This window comes from Citrobacter sp. Cpo037, assembly GCF_030332945.1.
In the GTDB taxonomy this organism is placed as follows: Bacteria; Pseudomonadota; Gammaproteobacteria; order Enterobacterales; family Enterobacteriaceae; genus Citrobacter; species Citrobacter portucalensis.
This window is the reverse complement of sequence record NZ_JAOWGW010000025.1, coordinates 75,629-95,177: the sequence shown is the minus strand read 5'-3', so window position 1 is coordinate 95,177 and position 19,549 is coordinate 75,629. Positions and strand designations below refer to the sequence as shown.

General features: G+C 55.3%; 16 protein-coding genes and 1 riboswitch. Of the genes, 11 read left to right on the top strand and 5 right to left on the bottom strand.

Going from position 1 to position 19,549, the window contains the following annotated elements; translation table 11 throughout:
* Positions 1–36: 36 nt before the first annotated feature.
* Positions 37–1,320, bottom strand: coding sequence for a putative acyl-CoA thioester hydrolase (locus OGX94_RS02080; RefSeq protein ID WP_032934550.1), 1,284 nt, complete (start codon positions 1,318–1,320; stop codon positions 37–39).
* Positions 1,321–1,544: 224 nt separating this feature from the next.
* Here OGX94_RS02080 and hutI point away from each other — a divergent pair, with 224 nt between their 5' ends.
* The 5 genes from hutI (at position 1,545) to hutH (ending at position 7,857) form a co-directional block, all read left to right on the top strand.
* Complete coding sequence (gene hutI, locus OGX94_RS02075; RefSeq protein ID WP_197385117.1) at positions 1,545–2,768, top strand: imidazolonepropionase; 1,224 nt, start codon at positions 1,545–1,547, stop codon at positions 2,766–2,768.
* Entirely contained in the window at positions 2,765–3,706 is a 942-nt protein-coding gene (gene hutG, locus OGX94_RS02070; protein WP_126318775.1) for a formimidoylglutamase, read from the top strand. Before hutI ends, hutG begins: the two co-directional genes overlap by 4 nt.
* An 87-nt stretch (positions 3,707–3,793) precedes the next feature.
* Positions 3,794–4,513 (top strand): histidine utilization repressor, encoded by a 720-nt coding sequence (locus OGX94_RS02065; protein WP_003831502.1) that lies wholly within the window; start codon positions 3,794–3,796, stop codon positions 4,511–4,513.
* A 136-nt stretch (positions 4,514–4,649) separates the two neighbouring features.
* Positions 4,650–6,335, top strand: coding sequence for a urocanate hydratase (gene hutU, locus OGX94_RS02060; RefSeq protein WP_257661509.1), 1,686 nt, complete (start codon positions 4,650–4,652; stop codon positions 6,333–6,335).
* Between the two features lies 1 nt (position 6,336).
* Entirely contained in the window at positions 6,337–7,857 is a 1,521-nt protein-coding gene (gene hutH / locus OGX94_RS02055; protein WP_257661510.1) for a histidine ammonia-lyase, read from the top strand.
* A gap of 95 nt (positions 7,858–7,952) precedes the next feature.
* On the opposite strand, the gene OGX94_RS02050 is transcribed toward hutH, so the two are convergent.
* Entirely contained in the window at positions 7,953–8,429 is a 477-nt protein-coding gene (locus OGX94_RS02050) for a kinase inhibitor (RefSeq protein WP_257661511.1), read from the bottom strand.
* 57 nt (positions 8,430–8,486) lie between these two features.
* Positions 8,487–9,776: an adenosylmethionine--8-amino-7-oxononanoate transaminase gene (gene bioA / locus OGX94_RS02045; RefSeq protein ID WP_126318767.1), complete on the bottom strand. Its 1,290-nt coding sequence runs from the start codon at positions 9,774–9,776 to the stop codon at positions 8,487–8,489.
* A gap of 76 nt (positions 9,777–9,852) precedes the next feature.
* Here bioA and bioB point away from each other — a divergent pair, with 76 nt between their 5' ends.
* The 4 genes from bioB to bioD are packed head-to-tail and all read left to right on the top strand — an operon-like array spanning position 9,853 to position 13,477.
* Entirely contained in the window at positions 9,853–10,893 is a 1,041-nt protein-coding gene (bioB, locus tag OGX94_RS02040) for a biotin synthase BioB (RefSeq protein ID WP_008784180.1), read from the top strand.
* Positions 10,890–12,047: an 8-amino-7-oxononanoate synthase gene (gene bioF / locus OGX94_RS02035; protein ID WP_200920643.1), complete on the top strand. Its 1,158-nt coding sequence runs from the start codon at positions 10,890–10,892 to the stop codon at positions 12,045–12,047. Before bioB ends, bioF begins: the two co-directional genes overlap by 4 nt.
* Positions 12,031–12,786, top strand: a complete 756-nt coding sequence (bioC, locus tag OGX94_RS02030) for a malonyl-ACP O-methyltransferase BioC (RefSeq protein WP_003831518.1) — start codon at positions 12,031–12,033, stop codon at positions 12,784–12,786. The genes bioF and bioC overlap by 17 nt, the downstream gene beginning before the upstream one ends.
* Positions 12,779–13,477: a dethiobiotin synthase gene (gene bioD, locus OGX94_RS02025; RefSeq protein WP_257661512.1), complete on the top strand. Its 699-nt coding sequence runs from the start codon at positions 12,779–12,781 to the stop codon at positions 13,475–13,477. Before bioC ends, bioD begins: the two co-directional genes overlap by 8 nt.
* Here the strand turns inward: bioD and OGX94_RS02020 are convergent.
* A complete protein-coding gene (locus tag OGX94_RS02020; RefSeq protein WP_286568577.1) occupies positions 13,443–14,165 on the bottom strand; it encodes an ABC transporter ATP-binding protein in 723 nt (240 codons plus the stop codon). The genes bioD and OGX94_RS02020 overlap by 35 nt on opposite strands.
* A 768-nt stretch (positions 14,166–14,933) precedes the next feature.
* Between OGX94_RS02020 and uvrB the strand changes: the two genes are divergently transcribed.
* Entirely contained in the window at positions 14,934–16,955 is a 2,022-nt protein-coding gene (gene uvrB / locus OGX94_RS02015) for an excinuclease ABC subunit UvrB (protein WP_008784186.1), read from the top strand.
* Between the two features lie 222 nt (positions 16,956–17,177).
* Here uvrB and yvcK read toward each other — a convergent pair whose 3' ends face one another.
* Positions 17,178–18,086, bottom strand: a complete 909-nt coding sequence (yvcK, locus tag OGX94_RS02010) for a uridine diphosphate-N-acetylglucosamine-binding protein YvcK (protein ID WP_257661514.1) — start codon at positions 18,084–18,086, stop codon at positions 17,178–17,180.
* A gap of 329 nt (positions 18,087–18,415) precedes the next feature.
* A riboswitch (molybdenum cofactor riboswitch) is annotated at positions 18,416–18,561 on the top strand.
* On the opposite strand from yvcK, the gene moaA reads away from it, so the two are divergent.
* A complete protein-coding gene (moaA, locus tag OGX94_RS02005; protein ID WP_257661515.1) occupies positions 18,549–19,538 on the top strand; it encodes a GTP 3',8-cyclase MoaA in 990 nt (329 codons plus the stop codon). It overlaps the preceding riboswitch by 13 nt.
* The last annotated feature ends 11 nt before the right edge of the window (positions 19,539–19,549 follow it).

Sequence of the window (19,549 nt, the reverse complement as noted above, 5' to 3'; positions counted from 1 at the left end):
GCATGAATCTGCCGGGCTTACATCAGAGAATGACGTTTACTGCTTAGGTTCAGCAACCACTTTGCTACCGATACCGCGGTTGTTGTATTCCCACATACGGTTGAAGTTGGTGTCGTTCAGGTTACGCTGGATTTCACCTTTGTCATCTTCCGCACCGGTATTACCGGCAAACGGGCGTTTTGCGATAACGCTGTCAGCCCATGGTTTTGCCATGTTAAAGCCTTCGTTAATCACGCTGTCACGAATCACGATCTGACCGTTAGTGTTGGAATCGACATCCAGCGAGCGGCCTAACTGCGCCACGCCATCGCCACTTGCCGTGAAGCGGCTATTAATCGCCAGGAAACCGTAGTAGATGTTTGACAGGGTAGCCGGTGCGAACACATAGGCTTCCTGCTGGGTACGGGAGTTCACTACGCGGAAATCGGTGTTATCGAACACTACGGCACCGCGACCGGAAACGATATCCACATCGCCTTCAATGTAGCTGTTGGTTACCAGCGTACGCGGTTGACGATCGTTTTCCAGACGGTTTTGTACACCGCTATTGGTCACGAAGAAGGTATTCTGGCGGCCCAGGATATTGACCTTGTTGATCTGCACTTTATCGCCATCAGTACGCAGTGCAACGGCCGGGTGGTTACCCGCATCAACGCTGTCACCCAGGTTGTTTTCGATGGTCAGGTTCTGCAATTGCAATCCGTTGTTTTGCGACCAGACGACAGCAGAACACATCACGCCAATATTCGTGCCGCGTTTGTTCTGACAATTATCAAACATATACCACGCAGGTTTACCCGGCATATATTTACCGGCTGGGTTCACCGTACGACGCCAGTCAGCGGTGCTCATTTCACCGTCAATGGCCTGGCCAATTTTCACATCAAGCGGTTTTTCGCCCATGCCGTACAGCGTCAGGCTACCTGTTGCTGCCGGGATATATACCGTGCCCTGGTACTCGCCTGGCATAATCGCGATGTACTGACGTTTGTTAGTACGTTTGATGATTGCTGCATCAACAGCGGCCTGAATGCTGGTATGGGTGACGCCCTGAGTCCCTGCCGGGCCAACGACGAAGTCAGGCTGTGCAGGCAGAGAAATAGAAGAAGGGCTCCACGGCGCAGTGTTTGGCGTCAGCGCAGAAAAATAGTGCGCAGTAACGAAGTTTTTCGCTTCATTAGCCGACAAAATCGGGCGCGAAGAGGTTCCTGGCGCGGTTTGATCGGAAGGAATTTGATCGGGCGGCGTAGAGCTACAGGCGGTCAGCGTCACGCCAAAAGCCATTGCCAGCGCCAGACGGGAAACTGATGATATGTTCACAGGTTGCTCCGGGCTTTGAAAGTTATCCATTAAAGCCTGCTTTTTTATACTAAGTTGAGCGAAACGGGAAGGCGAAAAGGTAAAAAGTTGTTTTTTATCGCAGCAATGTCTGGCGCGGAGAGTCTTTATATCACAAATAGATAACAATTATAGTTCTTCAGGTTGACAACATCCCTATAATCAAAAATAAATGTCTATACAACCTATGACAAGTGGTGAGTCGAATGCAGCAATTCTTCCCTGATGATGTTATCTGGCGCAATGTTCGTCTGGCGACTATGGACCCTGAACGTGGTACCCCATATGGGCTGTTGGACGGTCACGCGCTGATCGTCCGCCAGGGCAAGATTCGCGATATCGTCCCGGAATCATCTTTATATCTCACGCATGACAATACTTTTGATATGCAGGGCAGGCTGATTACGCCTGGCCTGATTGATTGCCATACGCATCTGGTCTTTGGCGGAAACCGCGCAGGTGAGTGGGAGCAGCGGCTAAATGGAGTCTCCTACCAGCAGATAAGCGCTCAGGGTGGGGGGATCAATGCCACCGTATCGGCGACCCGCAGCGCCACGGATGAACAACTCTTACACGTAGCCCATCAGCGGATGGAACAGCTGATCAAAGAAGGTGTTACGCTGCTGGAAATAAAATCCGGCTACGGCCTGGATTTGCCGACAGAAGAGAAAATATTGCGCGTGGTGGCAGCGCTGGCGGCAGAGAATATCGTTGAAATCAGCCCGACGCTGTTGGCTGCGCATGCAACTCCAGCGGAATACCGGGATGATCCTGACGGCTATATTACGCTGGTGTGTGAGACCATTTTGCCGCAATTGTGGGAACAAGGGCTGTTTGAGACCGTCGATCTGTTCTGTGAAAGCGTTGGTTTTTCGTTGGCACAGAGTGAGCGGGTGTTTCAGGCTGCGCAGGCGCTGGGCATCCCGATTAAAGGCCATGTCGAACAACTGTCATTGCTTGGCGGCGCACAGTTGGTAAGCCGCTACCACGGGCTATCCGCCGATCATATTGAATACCTCGATGAAGCGGGCGTGGCGGCGATGAGCCAAAGCGGTACGGTCGGCGTGCTGCTGCCCGGCGCATTCTATTTCCTCAAAGAGGAGCAGCGCCCACCGGTAGCGTTGCTGCGTCAATATCAGGTACCGATGGCGGTAGCGACAGATTTTAACCCCGGTACCAGTCCGTTTATCAGCCTGCACTGGGCGATGAATATGGCCTGCGTTCAGTTTGGCCTAACGCCGGAAGAAGCATGGGCGGGCGTAACCCGTCATGCGGCCCGGGCACTGGGGCGTCATGCCACCCACGGTCAATTGAAGGCCGGGTTTGTGGCCGATTTTGTGGTGTGGGATGCAACCCTCCCGGTCGAGATCCTGTATGAACCCGGGCGCAATCCGCTCTACCAACGCGTATTCAAAGGACAAATAGCATGACCAACTGGCAACCAGCCTCACCTGCGCTGTGGCAGGGACGTGATGACCGCGCCGAATCGCCGAATGCGCTGCGCCTGTTTCAGACTATCACCCTGAGCCCGACGTTTAGCCCAGAAATGTACCGCGAGCAGATAGCGTTGCTCGGGTTTGCCTGTGACGAAGGCGTTAAACGTAATCAGGGGCGCACGGGCGCTGCCGGAGCACCCGATGTGCTACGCAAGGCGTTGGCGAATTTAGCCAGTCATGATGGGCACAATCGACTGGTGGATCTGGGAAATATTGTGGCGCAGGCTCCCGATCTTGAGGGCGCGCAGCAGGCGTTACGCAATGCAGTACAGCGCTGTCAGCACGAGAACATGCGTACCTTTGTTTTAGGCGGGGGACACGAAACCGCCTTTGCGCACGGCGCGGGCGTACTGGATGCGTTCCCGCAGGCGAAAGTGGGGATAGTCAACTTCGATGCGCATCTCGATTTACGCCATGCCGGGCAGGCCACGTCCGGTACGCCGTTTCGCCAGCTGGCGCAGCTTTGCGATGAACAGCAGCGTGAATTTCACTATGCCTGTATCGGCGTCAGTCGGGCGGCAAACACCCAGGCGCTTTGGGATGAGGCCCAGCGGCTCGGTGTTACGGTGGTGGAGGATCTGCATCGTGATACGGCGCAGGCGCAGTTAGCGCAGTTCATTGCCAATCTGGATGTCATCTATATGACAATCGACCTCGACGTGCTGCCTGTGTGGGAAATGCCCGGCGTGTCGGCCCCCGCCGCGCTTGGCGTACCGTTGGCGACGCTGCTGAGACTGATTGAGCCTCTGTGTCGTAGCGGTAAACTCCTGGCGGTGGATATGGTTGAATTTAATCCACGCTATGACGATGATGGCAGAGCAGCACGCGTGGCGGCGCGATTAGGCTGGCAAATCGCCCACTGGTGGCACTGACATACCTGATGGCGTTGCGCTTATCAGGTTCGGGTAATGCCTGTAAACTCTAACCACTCACATTTTCAGCTTAAGGAAGGCTCACGCATGCTCCCATCCCGTTCTGCTCCGGCTCCTTTTTACGAAAAGGTCAAACAGGAGATCAGCGAAAAAATTGCCAGCGGTATCTGGCAGCCTCACGATCGCATTCCTTCTGAGGCAGAGCTGGTGGCGCAATATGGTTTCAGCCGCATGACTATCAACCGGGCGCTGCGTGAGTTAACGGATGAAGGTTTACTGGTGCGTTTACAGGGCGTGGGGACGTTTGTCGCCGAGCCAAAAGGCCAGTCCGCGCTGTTTGAAATCCGCAGCATCGCGGATGAAATCAACGCCCGTCAGCATCAGCACCGGTGTGAAGTGCTGACGCTGGAAAAAACCCAGGCCAACGCGCAGCAGGCTTTGGTGTTAAACGTCAAAGAAGGCACCTCCATTTTTCACTCTGTCATGGTGCACTACGAGAACGATCTGCCGGTACAGATTGAAGATCGCTGCGTGAATGCCGAAATTGTGCCGGAGTATCTGGCGCAGGATTACAGCCAGACCACGCCGCACGCATACCTGTCGCTGATAGCCCCTTTAACGGAAGGTGAGCATATTGTTGAAGCGGTACGTGCCAGCGCTGAAGAGTGCGCGCTGCTGAATATTAAAGAACACGATCCCTGCCTGCTGATTCGTCGTAAGACCTGGTCTGCGTCGTCCATAGTCTCTCATGCCCGCTTGCTGTTTCCAGGTTCTCGCTATCGGCTGCAAGGGCGGTTTATGTCCTGATACAGGACATGAAAACCGTGATTGCTGACGCAATATAATAAAAATGTATCCTAATTGTTAAAATCACCCTTGCGATGACTTGTATAGACAAGTATATATTTCTTATCTATCCGACGTTCGCGAGGAGTTTTCTGTCATGTCCCATAGCAAATATCGTCAGCAGGATATTCGTGCCCCGCGCGGCACCACCTTAACGGCCAAAAGCTGGCTGACCGAAGCGCCGCTGCGCATGCTAATGAATAATCTGGATCCCGATGTGGCGGAAAATCCGCATGAGCTGGTGGTATACGGTGGGATTGGCCGCGCCGCGCGGGACTGGGAATGTTATGACGCCATCGTCAACGCGCTGACCAAACTGGAAACCGATGAAACTCTGCTGGTCCAGTCCGGAAAACCGGTAGGCGTATTCAAAACTCACGACAACGCGCCGCGCGTGCTGATTGCCAACTCCAACCTGGTGCCACATTGGGCTACCTGGGAACACTTCAACGAACTGGACGCCAAAGGTCTGGCGATGTACGGCCAGATGACCGCCGGGAGCTGGATCTACATCGGCAGCCAGGGCATCGTGCAGGGGACTTATGAAACCTTCGTTGAGGCCGGGCGTCAGCATTATCAGGGTAACCTCAGCGGACGCTGGGTGCTGACCGCCGGGCTGGGCGGCATGGGCGGAGCGCAACCGCTAGCCGCTACGCTTGCGGGTGCGTGTTCGCTGAACATTGAATGCCAGCAAAGTCGAATTGATTTCCGTCTGCGTACCCGTTACGTCGACGAGCAGGCGACATCGCTTGACGATGCGCTGGCGCGTATCGACAAATACACCCGTGAGGGTAAAGCGGTCTCCATTGCGCTGTGTGCTAATGCCGCCGACGTTGTGCCGGAGCTGGTGAAGCGCGGTGTGCGCCCGGATATGGTCACCGACCAGACCAGCGCCCACGATCCGCTGCATGGTTATCTGCCGTGCGGCTGGAGTTGGGAAGAGTATCAGGCAAAAGCGGTGTCCGATCCCCAGGGCACGGTGCAGGCGGCGAAACGTTCAATGGCAACGCACGTTGAGGCGATGCTGGCGTTTAGCAAAATGGGTGTGCCGACGTTTGATTACGGCAACAACATTCGCCAGATGGCCAAAGAGATGGGCGTGGAAAACGCCTTTGATTTCCCCGGCTTCGTACCTGCTTATATTCGCCCCCTGTTCTGTCGCGGCATAGGCCCGTTCCGTTGGGTGGCGCTGTCGGGCGATCCGCAGGATATTTATAAGACTGATGCCAAAGTGAAAGAGATCGTGGCTGATGATAAGCACCTTCATCACTGGCTGGATATGGCGCGTGAGCGGATTAACTTCCAGGGCTTACCAGCGCGTATCTGCTGGGTCGGCCTGGAGTGGCGACAAAAGCTGGGGCTGGCGTTTAATGAAATGGTGCGTCGTGGTGAAGTATCCGCGCCGATTGTTATTGGCCGCGACCATCTGGACTCCGGTTCTGTTGCCAGCCCAAACCGCGAAACCGAAGCTATGCGCGACGGTTCAGACGCCGTATCCGACTGGCCGCTGCTGAACGCGCTGCTTAACACCGCCAGCGGCGCGACCTGGGTGTCGCTTCATCACGGCGGCGGGGTTGGCATGGGCTTCTCCCAGCATGCCGGGATGGTGATTGTTTGCGATGGCACCGATGAAGCTGCGGCGCGCATCGCCCGGGTATTACATAACGATCCCGCTACCGGGGTGATGCGCCACGCCGACGCCGGGTATGACATTGCGGTGGAGTGCGCCGTTGAAGAAGGGCTGAATTTGCCGATGGTTGCTGCGACGCAGGAGAAACGCTGATATGAACACCATGACTCTCACGCCGGGCCATCTGAGTTTTACCCAGCTACGTGAAATCTGGCATCAGCCGGTCAAACTGAGCCTGGATGCCGGGGCGATTGATGCAATCAACACCAGCGTCGCCTGCGTCAATAATATTGTCGCTGAAGGCCGTACGGCGTATGGCATTAATACCGGCTTTGGTCTGTTGGCTCAGACCCGTATCGCCACGGAAGATTTGCAGAATTTACAGCGTTCGCTGGTGCTTTCCCATGCGGCAGGCGTTGGCGAAGCGCTGGATGACGCAATGGTTCGCCTGATTATGGTGCTGAAAATCAACAGCCTGGCGCGCGGTTTTTCCGGCATCCGCTTGAGCGTGATTGAAGCGCTGATTGCGCTGGTGAATGCCGAGGTGTATCCACTGATCCCGGCGAAAGGGTCGGTGGGCGCATCGGGCGACCTGGCGCCGCTGGCACATATGTCGTTGACGCTACTGGGCGAAGGGAAAGCGCGCTGGCAGGGAGAATGGCTCCCGGCGACCGACGCGCTGAAAAAGGCCGGACTGGAGCCGATCACGCTGGAGGCGAAAGAGGGACTGGCGCTGCTCAACGGCACTCAGGCTTCCACCGCCTTTGCATTGCGCGGGTTAATTGAAGCTCAGGAACTGTTTGCGTCTGCGACGGTGTGCGGGGCGCTGACCACAGAAGCCGTGCTGGGCTCCCGTCGTCCGTTTGACGCCCGTATTCATGCCGCGCGAGGGCAGCGTGGGCAGATTGATGCCGCAACGCTGTACCGCCATGTGTTGACCGATTCCAGCGCGCTTTCGCAGTCGCATCATAACTGTGAAAAGGTGCAGGACCCGTATTCTCTGCGCTGTCAGCCACAGGTGATGGGGGCATGTCTGACACAAATGCGCCAGGTGATGGATGTTCTGCTGGTTGAAGCCAACGCGGTTTCCGACAACCCGCTGGTGTTTGCCGAAGAGGGCGATGTGATCTCCGGTGGGAATTTCCATGCTGAACCGGTGGCGATGGCGGCAGATAATCTGGCGCTGGCGATTGCGGAAATCGGCTCGTTATCAGAGCGGCGCATTGCGCTGATGATGGACAAACATATGTCGCAGTTGCCGCCGTTCCTGGTGAAAAATGGCGGGGTTAACTCCGGCTTTATGATTGCTCAGGTAACTGCCGCCGCGCTGGCGAGCGAGAACAAAGCGCTGGCGCATCCGCACAGTGTGGACAGCTTGCCGACATCTGCTAACCAGGAAGATCACGTGTCTATGGCTCCGGCGGCAGGGCGCAGACTGTGGGAGATGGCGGCAAATACGCGCGGCGTGATTGCCGTGGAGTGGCTGGCGGCGTGTCAGGGGATTGACCTGCGTGAAGGGTTAACCTCCAGCCCGTTGCTGGAGCAGGCGCGACAGGCGCTGCGCGAGCAGGTTGCCCACTACACGCAGGATCGCTTTTTTGCCCCGGATATTGAGTGCGCGACCGAATTGTTAGCGCAAGGAACGTTGCTGAAATTGTTGCCTGAATTTCTGTAGAAAATTGCCTGATGGCGACGCTGACGCATCTTATCAGGCCTACTGTCTGCTTTGTAGGCCGGATGAGGCTAAGCCGGCATCCGGCACAACACAGCTTAGCTAAACATCGCGGTGATCGAGGCGCTGGCGAGCGAGTGGAAATGGACGTTAAATCCAACCATCGCGCCGCTGGCACCTTCATCGACATCAATACACTCCACATCCAGTGCGTGAACTGTAAAGATATAGCGGTGGGTTTCCCCCTTCGGCGGCGCTGCGCCACCATAACCCGCTTTACCAAAATCTGTACGGGTCTGAATCACCCCATCCGGCAGCGCAACCAGCCCGGAGCCGAATCCTTGCGGGAGTACGCGGGTATCAGCCGGCAGATTTACTACCACCCAATGCCACCAGCCGGAGCCGGTTGGCGCATCAGGATCAAAGCAGGTCACGACAAAGCTTTTGGTTCCTGCGGGTACGTCATCCCACGCCAGATGCGGGGAAATATTATCCCCGTCATACCCCATAATGTTAAAGACGTGGCGATGCCCAAGCTTATCGCCATCGCGCAAATCGTTACTGATTAGTTTCATGCTGACTCCTCTCGTTAGCCAAAAAGTGTAGCCAGAAACCGTAGAGCTTACCGCTGATTAATCGCTAAAAAATGTTGCATTGCGCACAGCCTCGTTCACGGCCTGCGTCAGGCGACGCAACTGATCGGGCTGAATGATGTACGGCGGCATCAGGTAGATGAGCTTGCCAAACGGTCTTATCCACACGCCCTGTTCGACAAAGAACTTCTGTAACGCTGCCATATTCACCGGATGCGTGGTTTCGATTACGCCAATGGCGCCGAGCACGCGTACGTCCGCGACCCAACTGGAGTCCGCCGCCGGGGCGAGTTCTGCCCGCAGTTGCGCTTCAATGGCCGCTACCTGCGCGCGCCACTCGCCGGTTTCGATTAACGACAGGCTGGCGGAGGCGACGGCGCAGGCCAACGGATTGCCCATAAAGGTTGGGCCGTGCATGAAGCATCCGGCTTCACCATTGCTGATGGTTTCTGCGACCTGACGCGTGGTCAGGGTTGCAGAAAGGGTCATCGTACCGCCGGTTAACGCTTTGCCCAGGCACAAAATGTCCGGGGTTATGTCGGCGTGTTCGCAGGCAAACAGCTTGCCTGTACGACCAAATCCGGTGGCGATTTCATCGGCAATCAGCAGGATCCCTTCACGGTCGCACATCTTACGGATGCGTTTTAACCATTCGGGATGATACATGCGCATACCGCCAGCGCCCTGTACGATTGGCTCTAGGATCACCGCCGCAATTTCGTGGCGATGCGCGGCCATCAGACGGGCAAAAGGCACCATATCCAGTTCGTCCCACTCGCCTCCCATGCGGCTTTGTGGGGCTGGGGCAAACAGGTTCTCCGGCAGGTACCCCTTCCACAGACTGTGCATTGAGTTGTCGGGATCGCAGACCGACATCGCGCCGAAGGTATCACCGTGATAACCGTTACGAAATGTCAGGAAACGCTGGCGGGATTCACCTTTAGCCTGCCAGTATTGCAGCGCCATTTTCATTGCGACTTCTACGGCGACCGACCCTGAATCCGCGAGAAAAACGCACTCCAGCGCCTCTGGGGTCATCGCCACCAACTGGCGGCACAACGCAATGGCCGGGGCATGGGTAATGCCGCCAAACATCACATGCGACATGGTATCAATCTGCGTTTTCATCGCGGCATTCAGTTGCGGGTGATTGTAACCGTGGATTGCCGCCCACCAGGATGACATGCCGTCAATCAGCTTCTCACCGCTGGCTAAGATCAGTTCGCAACCTTCGGCACGCGCCACCGGATAAACCGGCAACGGGGAGGTCATGGAGGTGTATGGGTGCCAGATATGGCGTTGGTCAAACGCAAGATCGTCCGTTGTCATAATCGACTTGTAAACCAAATTAAAAAGATTTAGGTTTACGAGTCTACACCAAACTAACAACGAAACGTATACCAATATGGCTCATTCTTCTCGCTGGACAATGTCGCAAGTCACCGAATTATTTGAAAAACCACTGTTGGATCTGTTGTTTGAAGCGCAGCAGGTTCATCGTCAGCATTTCGATCCGCAGCAGGTTCAGGTCAGTACGTTGCTGTCGATTAAGACCGGTGCTTGCCCGGAAGATTGCAAATACTGCCCGCAAAGCTCCCGCTATAAAACCGGTCTGGAAACAGAACGGTTGATGGAGGTTGAACAGGTACTGGACTCGGCACGTAAGGCGAAGCAGGCCGGCTCAACGCGGTTTTGCATGGGCGCGGCGTGGAAAAACCCGCATGAGCGCGATATGCCGTACCTCGAGCAGATGGTGCAGGGCGTGAAAGAACTGGGGCTGGAAGCCTGTATGACGCTGGGCACGCTGGACGAATCTCAGGCCCAGCGCCTGGCCAATGCGGGTCTGGACTACTACAACCACAACCTCGACACCTCGCCGGAATTTTACGGCAATATCATCACCACCCGCTCGTACCAGGAGCGCCTGGACACGCTGGATAAAGTGCGCGAGGCGGGCATTAAAGTTTGCTCCGGCGGGATTGTTGGGCTGGGCGAAACGGTGACCGACCGCGCGGGTCTGCTGCTGCAATTAGCGAATCTGCCGACGCCGCCGGAAAGCGTGCCGATCAACATGCTGGTGAAAGTGAAGGGCACGCCGCTTGCCGATAACGACGACGTAGATGCTTTTGATTTTATTCGTACTATCGCCGTGGCGCGTATCATGATGCCGACCTCATACGTGCGTCTTTCTGCCGGGCGCGAGCAGATGAACGAACAAACCCAGGCGATGTGCTTTATGGCCGGGGCCAACTCGATTTTCTACGGCTGCAAACTGCTGACCACCCCGAACCCGAACGAAGATAAAGATTTGCTGTTATTTCGCAAGCTGGGTCTTAACCCGCAGCAAACTGCGGTACTGGCGGGCGATAACGAACAGCAACAACGTCTGGAGCAGGCGCTGCGTACCCCGGATACCGACGATTACTACAACGCGGCAACCGTATGACCTGGCAGCAAAAAATTGACGATGCGCTAACAGCGCGTCGTCGTGCTGATGCCCTGCGTCAGCGCTATGCAGTGACGCAGGGTGCCGGGCGCTGGCTGCAGGCCGATGGTCGCCAGTATCTGAATTTCTCCAGCAACGACTACCTCGGCTTAAGCCACCATCCGCAGATTATCTGCGCGTGGCAGCAGGGCGCTGAGCGTTTTGGCGTCGGCAGCGGCGGCTCGGGCCATGTCAGCGGTTATTCCGTTGCTCATCAGGCGCTGGAAGAAGAGCTGGCGCAGTGGCTCGGCTATTCCCGGGCGCTGTTGTTCATCTCTGGTTTTGCCGCCAATCAGGCGGTCATTGCCGCACTGATGGGAAAAGATGACAAGATTGTTGCCGACAGGCTCAGCCATGCCTCGCTGCTGGAGGCTGCCAGTCTTAGCCCTGCCGTGTTACGTCGCTTTACCCATAACGACTCGCAACATCTGGATCGTCTGCTGACAGCCCCCTGTCCGGGGCAGCAGCTGGTGGTCACCGAAGGCGTGTTCAGCATGGATGGCGACAGCGCGCCGCTGGCAGAAATCCACGTGGTGGCGAAACGGCAGGGCGCGTGGCTGCTGGTGGATGATGCGCATGGGATTGGCGTAAGCGGTGAGGAAGGACGTGGTTCGTGCTCTCGACAGCAGGTGAAACCTGAGCTGTTGGTGGTGACATTTGGCAAAGGGTTCGGCGTCAGCGGTGCGGCGATCCTGTGTTCTGATAGCGTGGCCGATTATCTGCTGCAGTTTGCCCGTCATCTGATCTACAGCACCAGCATGCCGCCAGCCCAGGCTCAGGCCTTGCGCGTCGCGCTGGCGGTGATCCGCAGCAGCGAAGGCGATGAGCGCAGAGAAAAGCTGGCGATGCTGATCCAGCGTTTTCGCGCAGGGCTGAATACCACGGATTTGACGCTGGCGCATTCAGACAGCGCTATTCAACCGCTGATCGTTGGCGACAATCATAAAGCCTTGCAACTGGCACAGACGTTACGGCAACAGGGGTGCTGGGTGACGGCGATTCGTCCACCGACTGTGCCGGTTGGGACGGCCAGGCTGCGGATTACGCTGACCCAGGCGCATGAAGTCCAGGATATCGACAGCCTACTGGAGGTGCTGCATGGCGCAGGTCAATAAGCAGGCGATTGCCGCTGCGTTTGGTCGCGCGGCCACGCACTATGAGCAACATGCGGAGCTTCAGCGTCAGAGCGCCGATGCGTTACTGGCACGACTCGATGGCCGGGCGTTCTCACGGGTTTTGGACGCGGGCTGTGGGCCTGGGCGTATGAGTCGCTACTGGCGGGAGCAGGGGAGCGAGGTCTGTGCGCTGGATCTGTCGGCACAAATGCTGACCGAAGCGCAGCGTCACGATGTAGCCCATCACTATCTGCTGGCGGATATCGAAGCCATTCCGCAGGCCGCTGCCACTTTCGACCTGGCCTGGAGCAATCTGGCCGTGCAGTGGTGCAACGACCTGCGCGGCGCGTTACGCGAGCTATATCGGGTGGTGCGTCCTGGCGGGACGGTGGCGTTTAGTACCCTGGCGCAAGGGTCGATGCCTGAACTTCGTCAGGCGTGGCGAGCAGTTGATGATCGGGAGCACGCCAACCGTTTTTTGCCGGTGGAGCAACTGGAAAACGCGCTGTGCGGCTGGGACGTTGAATACCAGTCTCATGCCGTCACGCTGTGGTTTGACGATGCGCTGAGCGCCATGCGCTCGCTGAAAGGCATTGGCGCGACGCATTTGCATGATGGGCGCGAGCAGCGTGTGCTGACCCGCTCGCAGTTGCGCCAGTTACAGCTCGCCTGGCCCTGTCAGCAGGGGAAATATCCGCTGACCTATCATCTTTTTTTGGGAGTAATTCAACGTGACTAACACGTATTTTGTCACCGGGACGGACACCGAAGTAGGTAAAACTATCGCCAGCTGTGCGTTGCTTCAGGCGGCGGGACAGCTGGGGTTGCGAACGGTCGGCTATAAGCCGGTGGCGTCAGGCAGTGAAATGACGGCTGAAGGTCTGCGAAACAGCGATGCGCTGGCTCTACAGCGCAACAGCGTTGTGGCAGTGGATTATGCGGCCATCAATCCGTATACCTTCGCCGAACCTACCTCACCGCATATCATCAGTGCTGACGAAGGGCGCCCCATTCAGGCCTCAGTGATGTCTGCGGGTTTACGCTTGCTTGAAGAACAGGCTGACTGGGTATTGGTGGAAGGCGCAGGCGGATGGTTTACGCCACTTTCGCCAACGCTGAGTTTTTCTGACTGGGTAAAAGCGGAACAACTGCCGGTGATTCTGGTGGTTGGCGTTAAGCTCGGTTGTATCAACCATGCCATTTTGACCGCCCAGGCGGTGCAGCAGGCCGGACTGACGCTCGCCGGATGGGTTGCCAATGATGTGATGCCACCCGGTAAGCGTCATGCTGAATATATGGCGACGCTAAAGCGTGCGCTTGCGGCTCCGCTACTGGGGGAAATTCCCTGGCTGGCAGAAGAGCCGGAACGAGCAGCGACAGGTCGTTATATCGATCTTAGCGTTTTGTCTCTGGCATCCACCAGTCGTTGATTAGCGGGTCGCTGAATTGTGTTATTTGCCCTTGAGCCACGTTGCGTCCACGATGTAACAAGTAATAGCAGTCAGCGACCCGACGAATAAACGGCAGGCTCTGCTCCGCGAGCATAATGGCGATGCCAAGCTCCTGGCTTAGCCTCACTATCAGATTCCCCAGTTTGTGGATATACGCCTGGCCACTTCCTCGCGTCGGCTCATCGAGAATCAGCAGGCGCGGGCGAGTGACTAACGCACTGGCGAGTGCAAGCTGGTGCTGATTTTCCTCCGACAATGCCACCCCTTTGGCCTGACGCAGTACAAACAGCTGTGGAAACAGGCGGTAAATATCGCTGCTGTTCATCGTTTCGCTTTTCTCAACCGCCTGGCGCGCAATGTGCAGATTTTCCTCTACCGTCAGCTGCGAAAAAATTCGCCGTTCCTGTGATACACAGTTAATACCCAGCGCAATGCGCTTTGCCGCCGGAATCTGAAGCAGATCGCAAGGTGGTGCGCCAGCCTGATGCCAGAACATGGTTCCGCTCTCAATCGGTAAATTGCCTGTGATGCAATTGGCCAGCGTGGTTTTTCCCATCCCTGGAAGACCCAGCACGGCGGTACATTTACCGGGCAACAGGTCGAGATCGACATCCCAAAGCGAGTGTTGATTACCGTAATAGTGATTCACTGCACGAAGACTCAACATAGATTTCTCCCTCATGATGATATCCGCCTCGCGGGCTGATGGTCGGGAGAAAACTGCAAATCTCTTGCCAGAAGCGGAATGAGGGGAAAATACAGCAGAATAGCGTATTGAGCGGGTTGCGGTATCTGGCTTGTTGTGGATGAGCGCCGCAGTGTGCACATTGTCAGTGCCTGGTGGCGTTGTGATGGTGCAGGCAGGAAAATGATGAAAATGCGAGCAAGATCTCGGCCATTCCAGGTCGCTTCGTTAGCTGATAAATATCAAAAAATAGCGATAATTTTTTTTTATCCCACCAGAAAAGACCATCAGGACGTTTTTGCCAGGCTACAGTCCATACGGGCTGGAGGCAGTTATCCACTATTCCTGTGGATAACCTTGTGTATTAGAGTTAGAAAACACAAGGTAAGCGAGAGAAGACGCGGCCTGCGACTAAATTGATGCGAAAGACGGCTTGAGATAATAGTCATTAAATTACAGTGTGTTAGATAAATGCAATGGCTGTCGCAGAAGTGTCATGTGTTGCCACAAAACTTTCATCGGGTAGCTTGACAAATGTTAAAAAAGTCATTGGTTTGGGGATAACACATTTTTGCTGGTGTTTTATCTTGCCTGCGGACAAATTTTAGCCTGTAGTCACGGCCATTTTGCTGGGGTAACAGAAATATTCTGGCGCGTTACTGTTTTTCCATCCAGTATATTTTACTGGCAAAATATACGGCTGCGAGTAAAATTACACACCTGCCCGCCCATTGCTTCAGGTAGCTGCTCATGAGTAAACCGTTCAAACTAAATTCCGCTTTTAAACCCTCTGGCGATCAGCCTGAGGCGATTCGTCGCCTGGAAGAAGGTCTGGAGGATGGACTGGCGCATCAGACGCTGCTGGGGGTGACGGGGTCGGGGAAAACATTCACCATCGCGAACGTGATTGCTGACTTACAGCGACCTACCATGGTGCTGGCCCCCAATAAGACGCTTGCCGCACAGTTGTACGGTGAGATGAAAGAGTTTTTCCCGGATAACGCGGTGGAATATTTCGTCTCCTACTACGACTATTATCAGCCGGAAGCCTACGTGCCAAGTTCTGACACCTTCATCGAGAAGGATGCCTCGGTTAACGAACACATTGAGCAGATGCGACTGTCAGCGACCAAAGCGTTGCTTGAGCGACGGGATGTCGTTGTCGTGGCGTCGGTTTCCGCGATTTATGGTCTGGGTGACCCGGATCTGTACCTGAAAATGATGCTGCACCTGACGGTGGGGATGATTATCGACCAGCGCGCGATCCTGCGTCGTCTGGCGGAGCTGCAATATACCCGCAACGATCAGGCATTCCAGCGCGGGACCTTCCGCGTGCGCGGTGAAGTGATCGACATATTCCCGGCGGAATCTGACGACATCGCGTTGCGCGTGGAACTGTTTGATGAAGAGGTCGAACGTTTGTCGCTGTTTGACCCGCTTACCGGGCAGGTCGAATCCACTATTTCGCGCTTTACCATCTACCCTAAAACGCACTACGTGACGCCGCGCGAACGTATTGTACAGGCGATGGAAGAAATTAAAGTTGAGCTGGCAGAGCGGCGTAAGGTCCTGTTGGCAAATAACAAACTTCTGGAAGAACAGCGCTTAAGTCAGCGTACCCAGTTCGATCTGGAAATGATGAACGAGCTGGGTTACTGCTCGGGGATTGAAAACTATTCCCGCTATCTGTCCGGGCGTGGTCCGGGCGAGCCGCCGCCGACGCTGTTTGATTACCTGCCTGCCGATGGCCTGCTGGTTGTGGATGAATCCCACGTGACTATCCCGCAAATTGGCGGCATGTATCGCGGTGACCGGGCGCGTAAAGAAACCCTGGTCGAATACGGATTCCGTCTGCCGTCGGCGCTGGATAACCGTCCGCTTAAATTTGAAGAGTTTGAAGCGCTGGCCCCGCAAACCATCTACGTTTCGGCGACGCCGGGCAACTATGAGCTGGAGAAATCCGGTGATGATGTGGTCGATCAGGTGGTACGACCGACCGGGCTGCTGGATCCGGTTATTGAGGTGCGTCCGGTGGCGACGCAGGTTGACGACCTGCTGTCTGAAATCCGCACCCGTGCGGCGATTAACGAACGTGTGCTGGTCACCACGCTCACCAAACGGATGGCGGAAGACCTCACAGAATACCTCGAAGAACACGGCGAGCGGGTGCGTTATCTGCACTCTGACATCGATACCGTGGAACGTATGGAAATCATTCGTGACCTGCGTCTGGGCGAGTTTGACGTGCTGGTGGGTATCAACCTGTTACGTGAAGGCCTGGACATGCCTGAGGTCTCCCTGGTGGCGATTCTGGACGCAGACAAAGAAGGGTTCCTGCGTTCTGAACGTTCGCTTATCCAGACCATCGGTCGTGCGGCGCGTAATATCAACGGTAAGGCGATTCTTTACGGTGATAAAATTACCGCCTCAATGGCCAAAGCGATTGGTGAAACCGAACGTCGTCGTGAGAAACAGCAGCTCTACAACGAAGAGCACGGTATTACGCCGCAGGGCCTGAACAAGAAAGTGGTCGATATTCTGGCGTTGGGTCAGAATATTGCGAAGACCAAAGCGAAAGGCAAAGGGAAGTCACGCGCAGGCGCGAAGTCTGAGGTTGTCGAACTGGATATGACGCCAAAAGCGCTGCAGCAGAAGATTCACGAGCTGGAAGGGCAAATGATGCAGCACGCACAGAATCTCGAGTTTGAAGAGGCCGCGACAATCCGTGACCAGTTGCATCAGCTGCGCGAGTTGTTTATTGCGGCATCTTAAGGCGGTGTCGGATGCGGGGTAAACCCCTTATCCGACCTACGGGGTAGATCGCCTTTGTAGGCCTGATAAGCGCAGCGCATCAGGCGTTGTTTGATGCCGGATGGCGGAGCCGAGCGTTTTTGTAGGCCTGATAAGCGCAGCGCATCAGGCATTGTTTGATGCCGGATGCCGGAGCAAATCGTTTTGTAGGCCTGATAAGCAAAGCGCATCAGGCAAATCCGTTCAGCCCAGCGCATGCACTGCTTTCTCCAGCGCACTATGCAATAGCTGGCGGTCATGGCGGTAGGGAATATCGCTGGCTTCCAGCACTTCCTGGATCACAACGCGGTCGGTAACGGCGGAAGCATCTACTTTCGGCCCCACAACCACCGCATCAATCACTTTCTTCCCGACGTACTGTTCAATAATGGCCAGCTTATCGCTAAGCGTCAGGCTGGCTGCTGGCAGGCTTAATTCGCGCCCAAGATTGCCTATGTAGACCATCGGAGCCGGTGTGCGACGTAATGCCTGTGACATTTCATCGAGTAACAGAATCGGCATCAGGCTGGTGTAAAAACTGCCAGGGCCTATCAAAATCAAATCCGCTTCAGCGATAGCCTCAACGGCCTCACGCGTAGTCGGGACTTTTGGCGACAGCATCAGTTCCTGAGGCGGGACGGTGAGCTGATCGATATTCACTTCGCCATAAACTTCATGTCCCTGGTCATCAATGGCCATCAGATCCACCGGCAGCTCCGACATCGGAATTAAATGTGCGTCAACTTTCAGCAGGCTACGAATTAAATTGATAGCTTCCAGAGGCCGCACGCTGAGGTGATCGAGCGCCTTTAACATCAGATTTCCGAGGTTATGTCCGGAAAGTTCACCATTACCGCCAAAACGATACTCAAACATGGCGGATGCAACGCTGGGTTGGGTAATTAACTGGTTCAGACAGTTACGCATGTCTCCCCAGGCTATCCCTCCTTCAGAGCGACGAATACGACCTGTCGACCCGCCGTTATCCGTGGTGGTGACGATACCCGTCAGGCGGGAACCTAATGGGGAAAGAGAGGAGAGAACGCGTCCTAATCCATGCCCTCCGCCGAGAGCGACAACGCGGTCCAGATCTGCCAGCGTGCGAGTGCGCATATATTTTCCTGATATCAATTGATCGGCGCTACAGTAACGTAAATAGCGTGTTTTCGGCAATTATCCAGTCGGCATCTGCCGTAATTTTTTTCTGCGATCTACTCCTTTCTGACGACACCCACCTGATAGCAAGATGATGTATATCAATGCAAAACTGCAGTTTTTGCTTATTCTGTAGCGAAATTGCACGATCATGTCGTTATGTATGTATTTATACAGCGAAAGTGTACATGGCAAAAGCGTCATTTACACGCTAGTATCGGCATAACCACAAAGTACTTTTAATAATTTGAGTTGCCGAAAGCCAACGCATCTGCAACTCGAAGTATGATGAGTATAAACACTCTAGCCTCTGCACCTGGGTCAAATGATACGGTGCTTTGGCCGTGACAAGACTTGAAAAAGTTTGTCACCAGGGCGCAGGAAGAAATGACTACGTCTCCCGTATTTGGAAAGGTGTACATGGGCTCTCAACTTACCGATGCTTTCGCACGTAAGTTTTACTACTTACGTTTGTCGATTACCGATGTGTGTAACTTTCGTTGCACCTACTGCCTGCCGGATGGCTATAAGCCCGGCGGGGTCACCAATAACGGCTTTTTGACCGTTGATGAAATTCGCCGCGTCACGCGTGCGTTCGCCAGTCTGGGAACGGAAAAAGTGCGTCTTACGGGGGGCGAACCTTCACTGCGTCGCGACTTCACTGACATCATCGCCGCCGTGCGCGAAAACGACGCCATCCGCCAGATTGCGGTAACCACCAATGGTTATCGTCTGGCGCGCGATGCCGCCGCCTGGCGCGATGCCGGACTGACCGCGCTCAACGTCAGCGTCGACAGCCTCGATGCCCGTCAGTTTCACGCCATTACCGGACAGGACAAGTTTCAGCAGGTGATGGCAGGCATTGATGCCGCCTTTGATGCCGGTTTTGAAAAAGTGAAAGTCAACACCGTGCTGATGCGCGACGTAAACCATCATCAACTGGACACCTTCCTGGCGTGGATCCAACCTCGACCAATCCAACTGCGTTTTATTGAACTGATGGAAACGGGCGAGGGCAGCTCTCTCTTCCGTAAACACCATATTTCCGGACAGGTACTGCGCGATGAGCTGCTGCGTCGCGGCTGGATCCACCAGATCCGACAGCGTAGCGACGGCCCGGCTCAGGTATTCTGTCATCCTGATTATGTTGGCGAAATTGGTCTGATCATGCCTTATGAGAAAGACTTCTGCGCCACCTGTAATCGTCTGCGCGTTTCCTCTGTCGGCAAGCTTCATCTGTGTTTATTTGGTGAAGGTGGCGTAAGCCTGCGTGATTTGCTGGAAGACGATACTCAGCAACCGGCGCTGGAAGAACGTATTTCAGCCGCGCTGCTGGAGAAAAAGCAGACCCATTTCCTGCATCAGAACAATACCGGTATTACGCAAAACTTATCTTACATTGGCGGCTGATCGCTAAAAGG

What these genes read in the sequence shown, in the direction of transcription:
- bioC (WP_003831518.1), top strand. Translation starts at nt 12,031, where the DNA reads ATGGCGCAGGTCAATAAGCAGGCGATTGCCGCTGCGTTTGGTCGCGCG.
- bioF (WP_200920643.1), top strand. Translation starts at nt 10,890, where the DNA reads ATGACCTGGCAGCAAAAAATTGACGATGCGCTAACAGCGCGTCGTCGT.
- hutI (WP_197385117.1), top strand. Translation starts at nt 1,545, where the DNA reads ATGCAGCAATTCTTCCCTGATGATGTTATCTGGCGCAATGTTCGTCTG.
- hutH (WP_257661510.1), top strand. Translation starts at nt 6,337, where the DNA reads ATGAACACCATGACTCTCACGCCGGGCCATCTGAGTTTTACCCAGCTA.
- OGX94_RS02065 (WP_003831502.1), top strand. Translation starts at nt 3,794, where the DNA reads ATGCTCCCATCCCGTTCTGCTCCGGCTCCTTTTTACGAAAAGGTCAAA.
- bioB (WP_008784180.1), top strand. Translation starts at nt 9,853, where the DNA reads ATGGCTCATTCTTCTCGCTGGACAATGTCGCAAGTCACCGAATTATTT.
- hutG (WP_126318775.1), top strand. Translation starts at nt 2,765, where the DNA reads ATGACCAACTGGCAACCAGCCTCACCTGCGCTGTGGCAGGGACGTGAT.
- OGX94_RS02020 (WP_286568577.1), bottom strand. Translation starts at nt 14,165, where the DNA reads ATGTTGAGTCTTCGTGCAGTGAATCACTATTACGGTAATCAACACTCG.
- OGX94_RS02050 (WP_257661511.1), bottom strand. Translation starts at nt 8,429, where the DNA reads ATGAAACTAATCAGTAACGATTTGCGCGATGGCGATAAGCTTGGGCAT.
- hutU (WP_257661509.1), top strand. Translation starts at nt 4,650, where the DNA reads ATGTCCCATAGCAAATATCGTCAGCAGGATATTCGTGCCCCGCGCGGC.
- bioA (WP_126318767.1), bottom strand. Translation starts at nt 9,776, where the DNA reads ATGACAACGGACGATCTTGCGTTTGACCAACGCCATATCTGGCACCCA.
- moaA (WP_257661515.1), top strand. Translation starts at nt 18,549, where the DNA reads ATGGGCTCTCAACTTACCGATGCTTTCGCACGTAAGTTTTACTACTTA.
- uvrB (WP_008784186.1), top strand. Translation starts at nt 14,934, where the DNA reads ATGAGTAAACCGTTCAAACTAAATTCCGCTTTTAAACCCTCTGGCGAT.
- yvcK (WP_257661514.1), bottom strand. Translation starts at nt 18,086, where the DNA reads ATGCGCACTCGCACGCTGGCAGATCTGGACCGCGTTGTCGCTCTCGGC.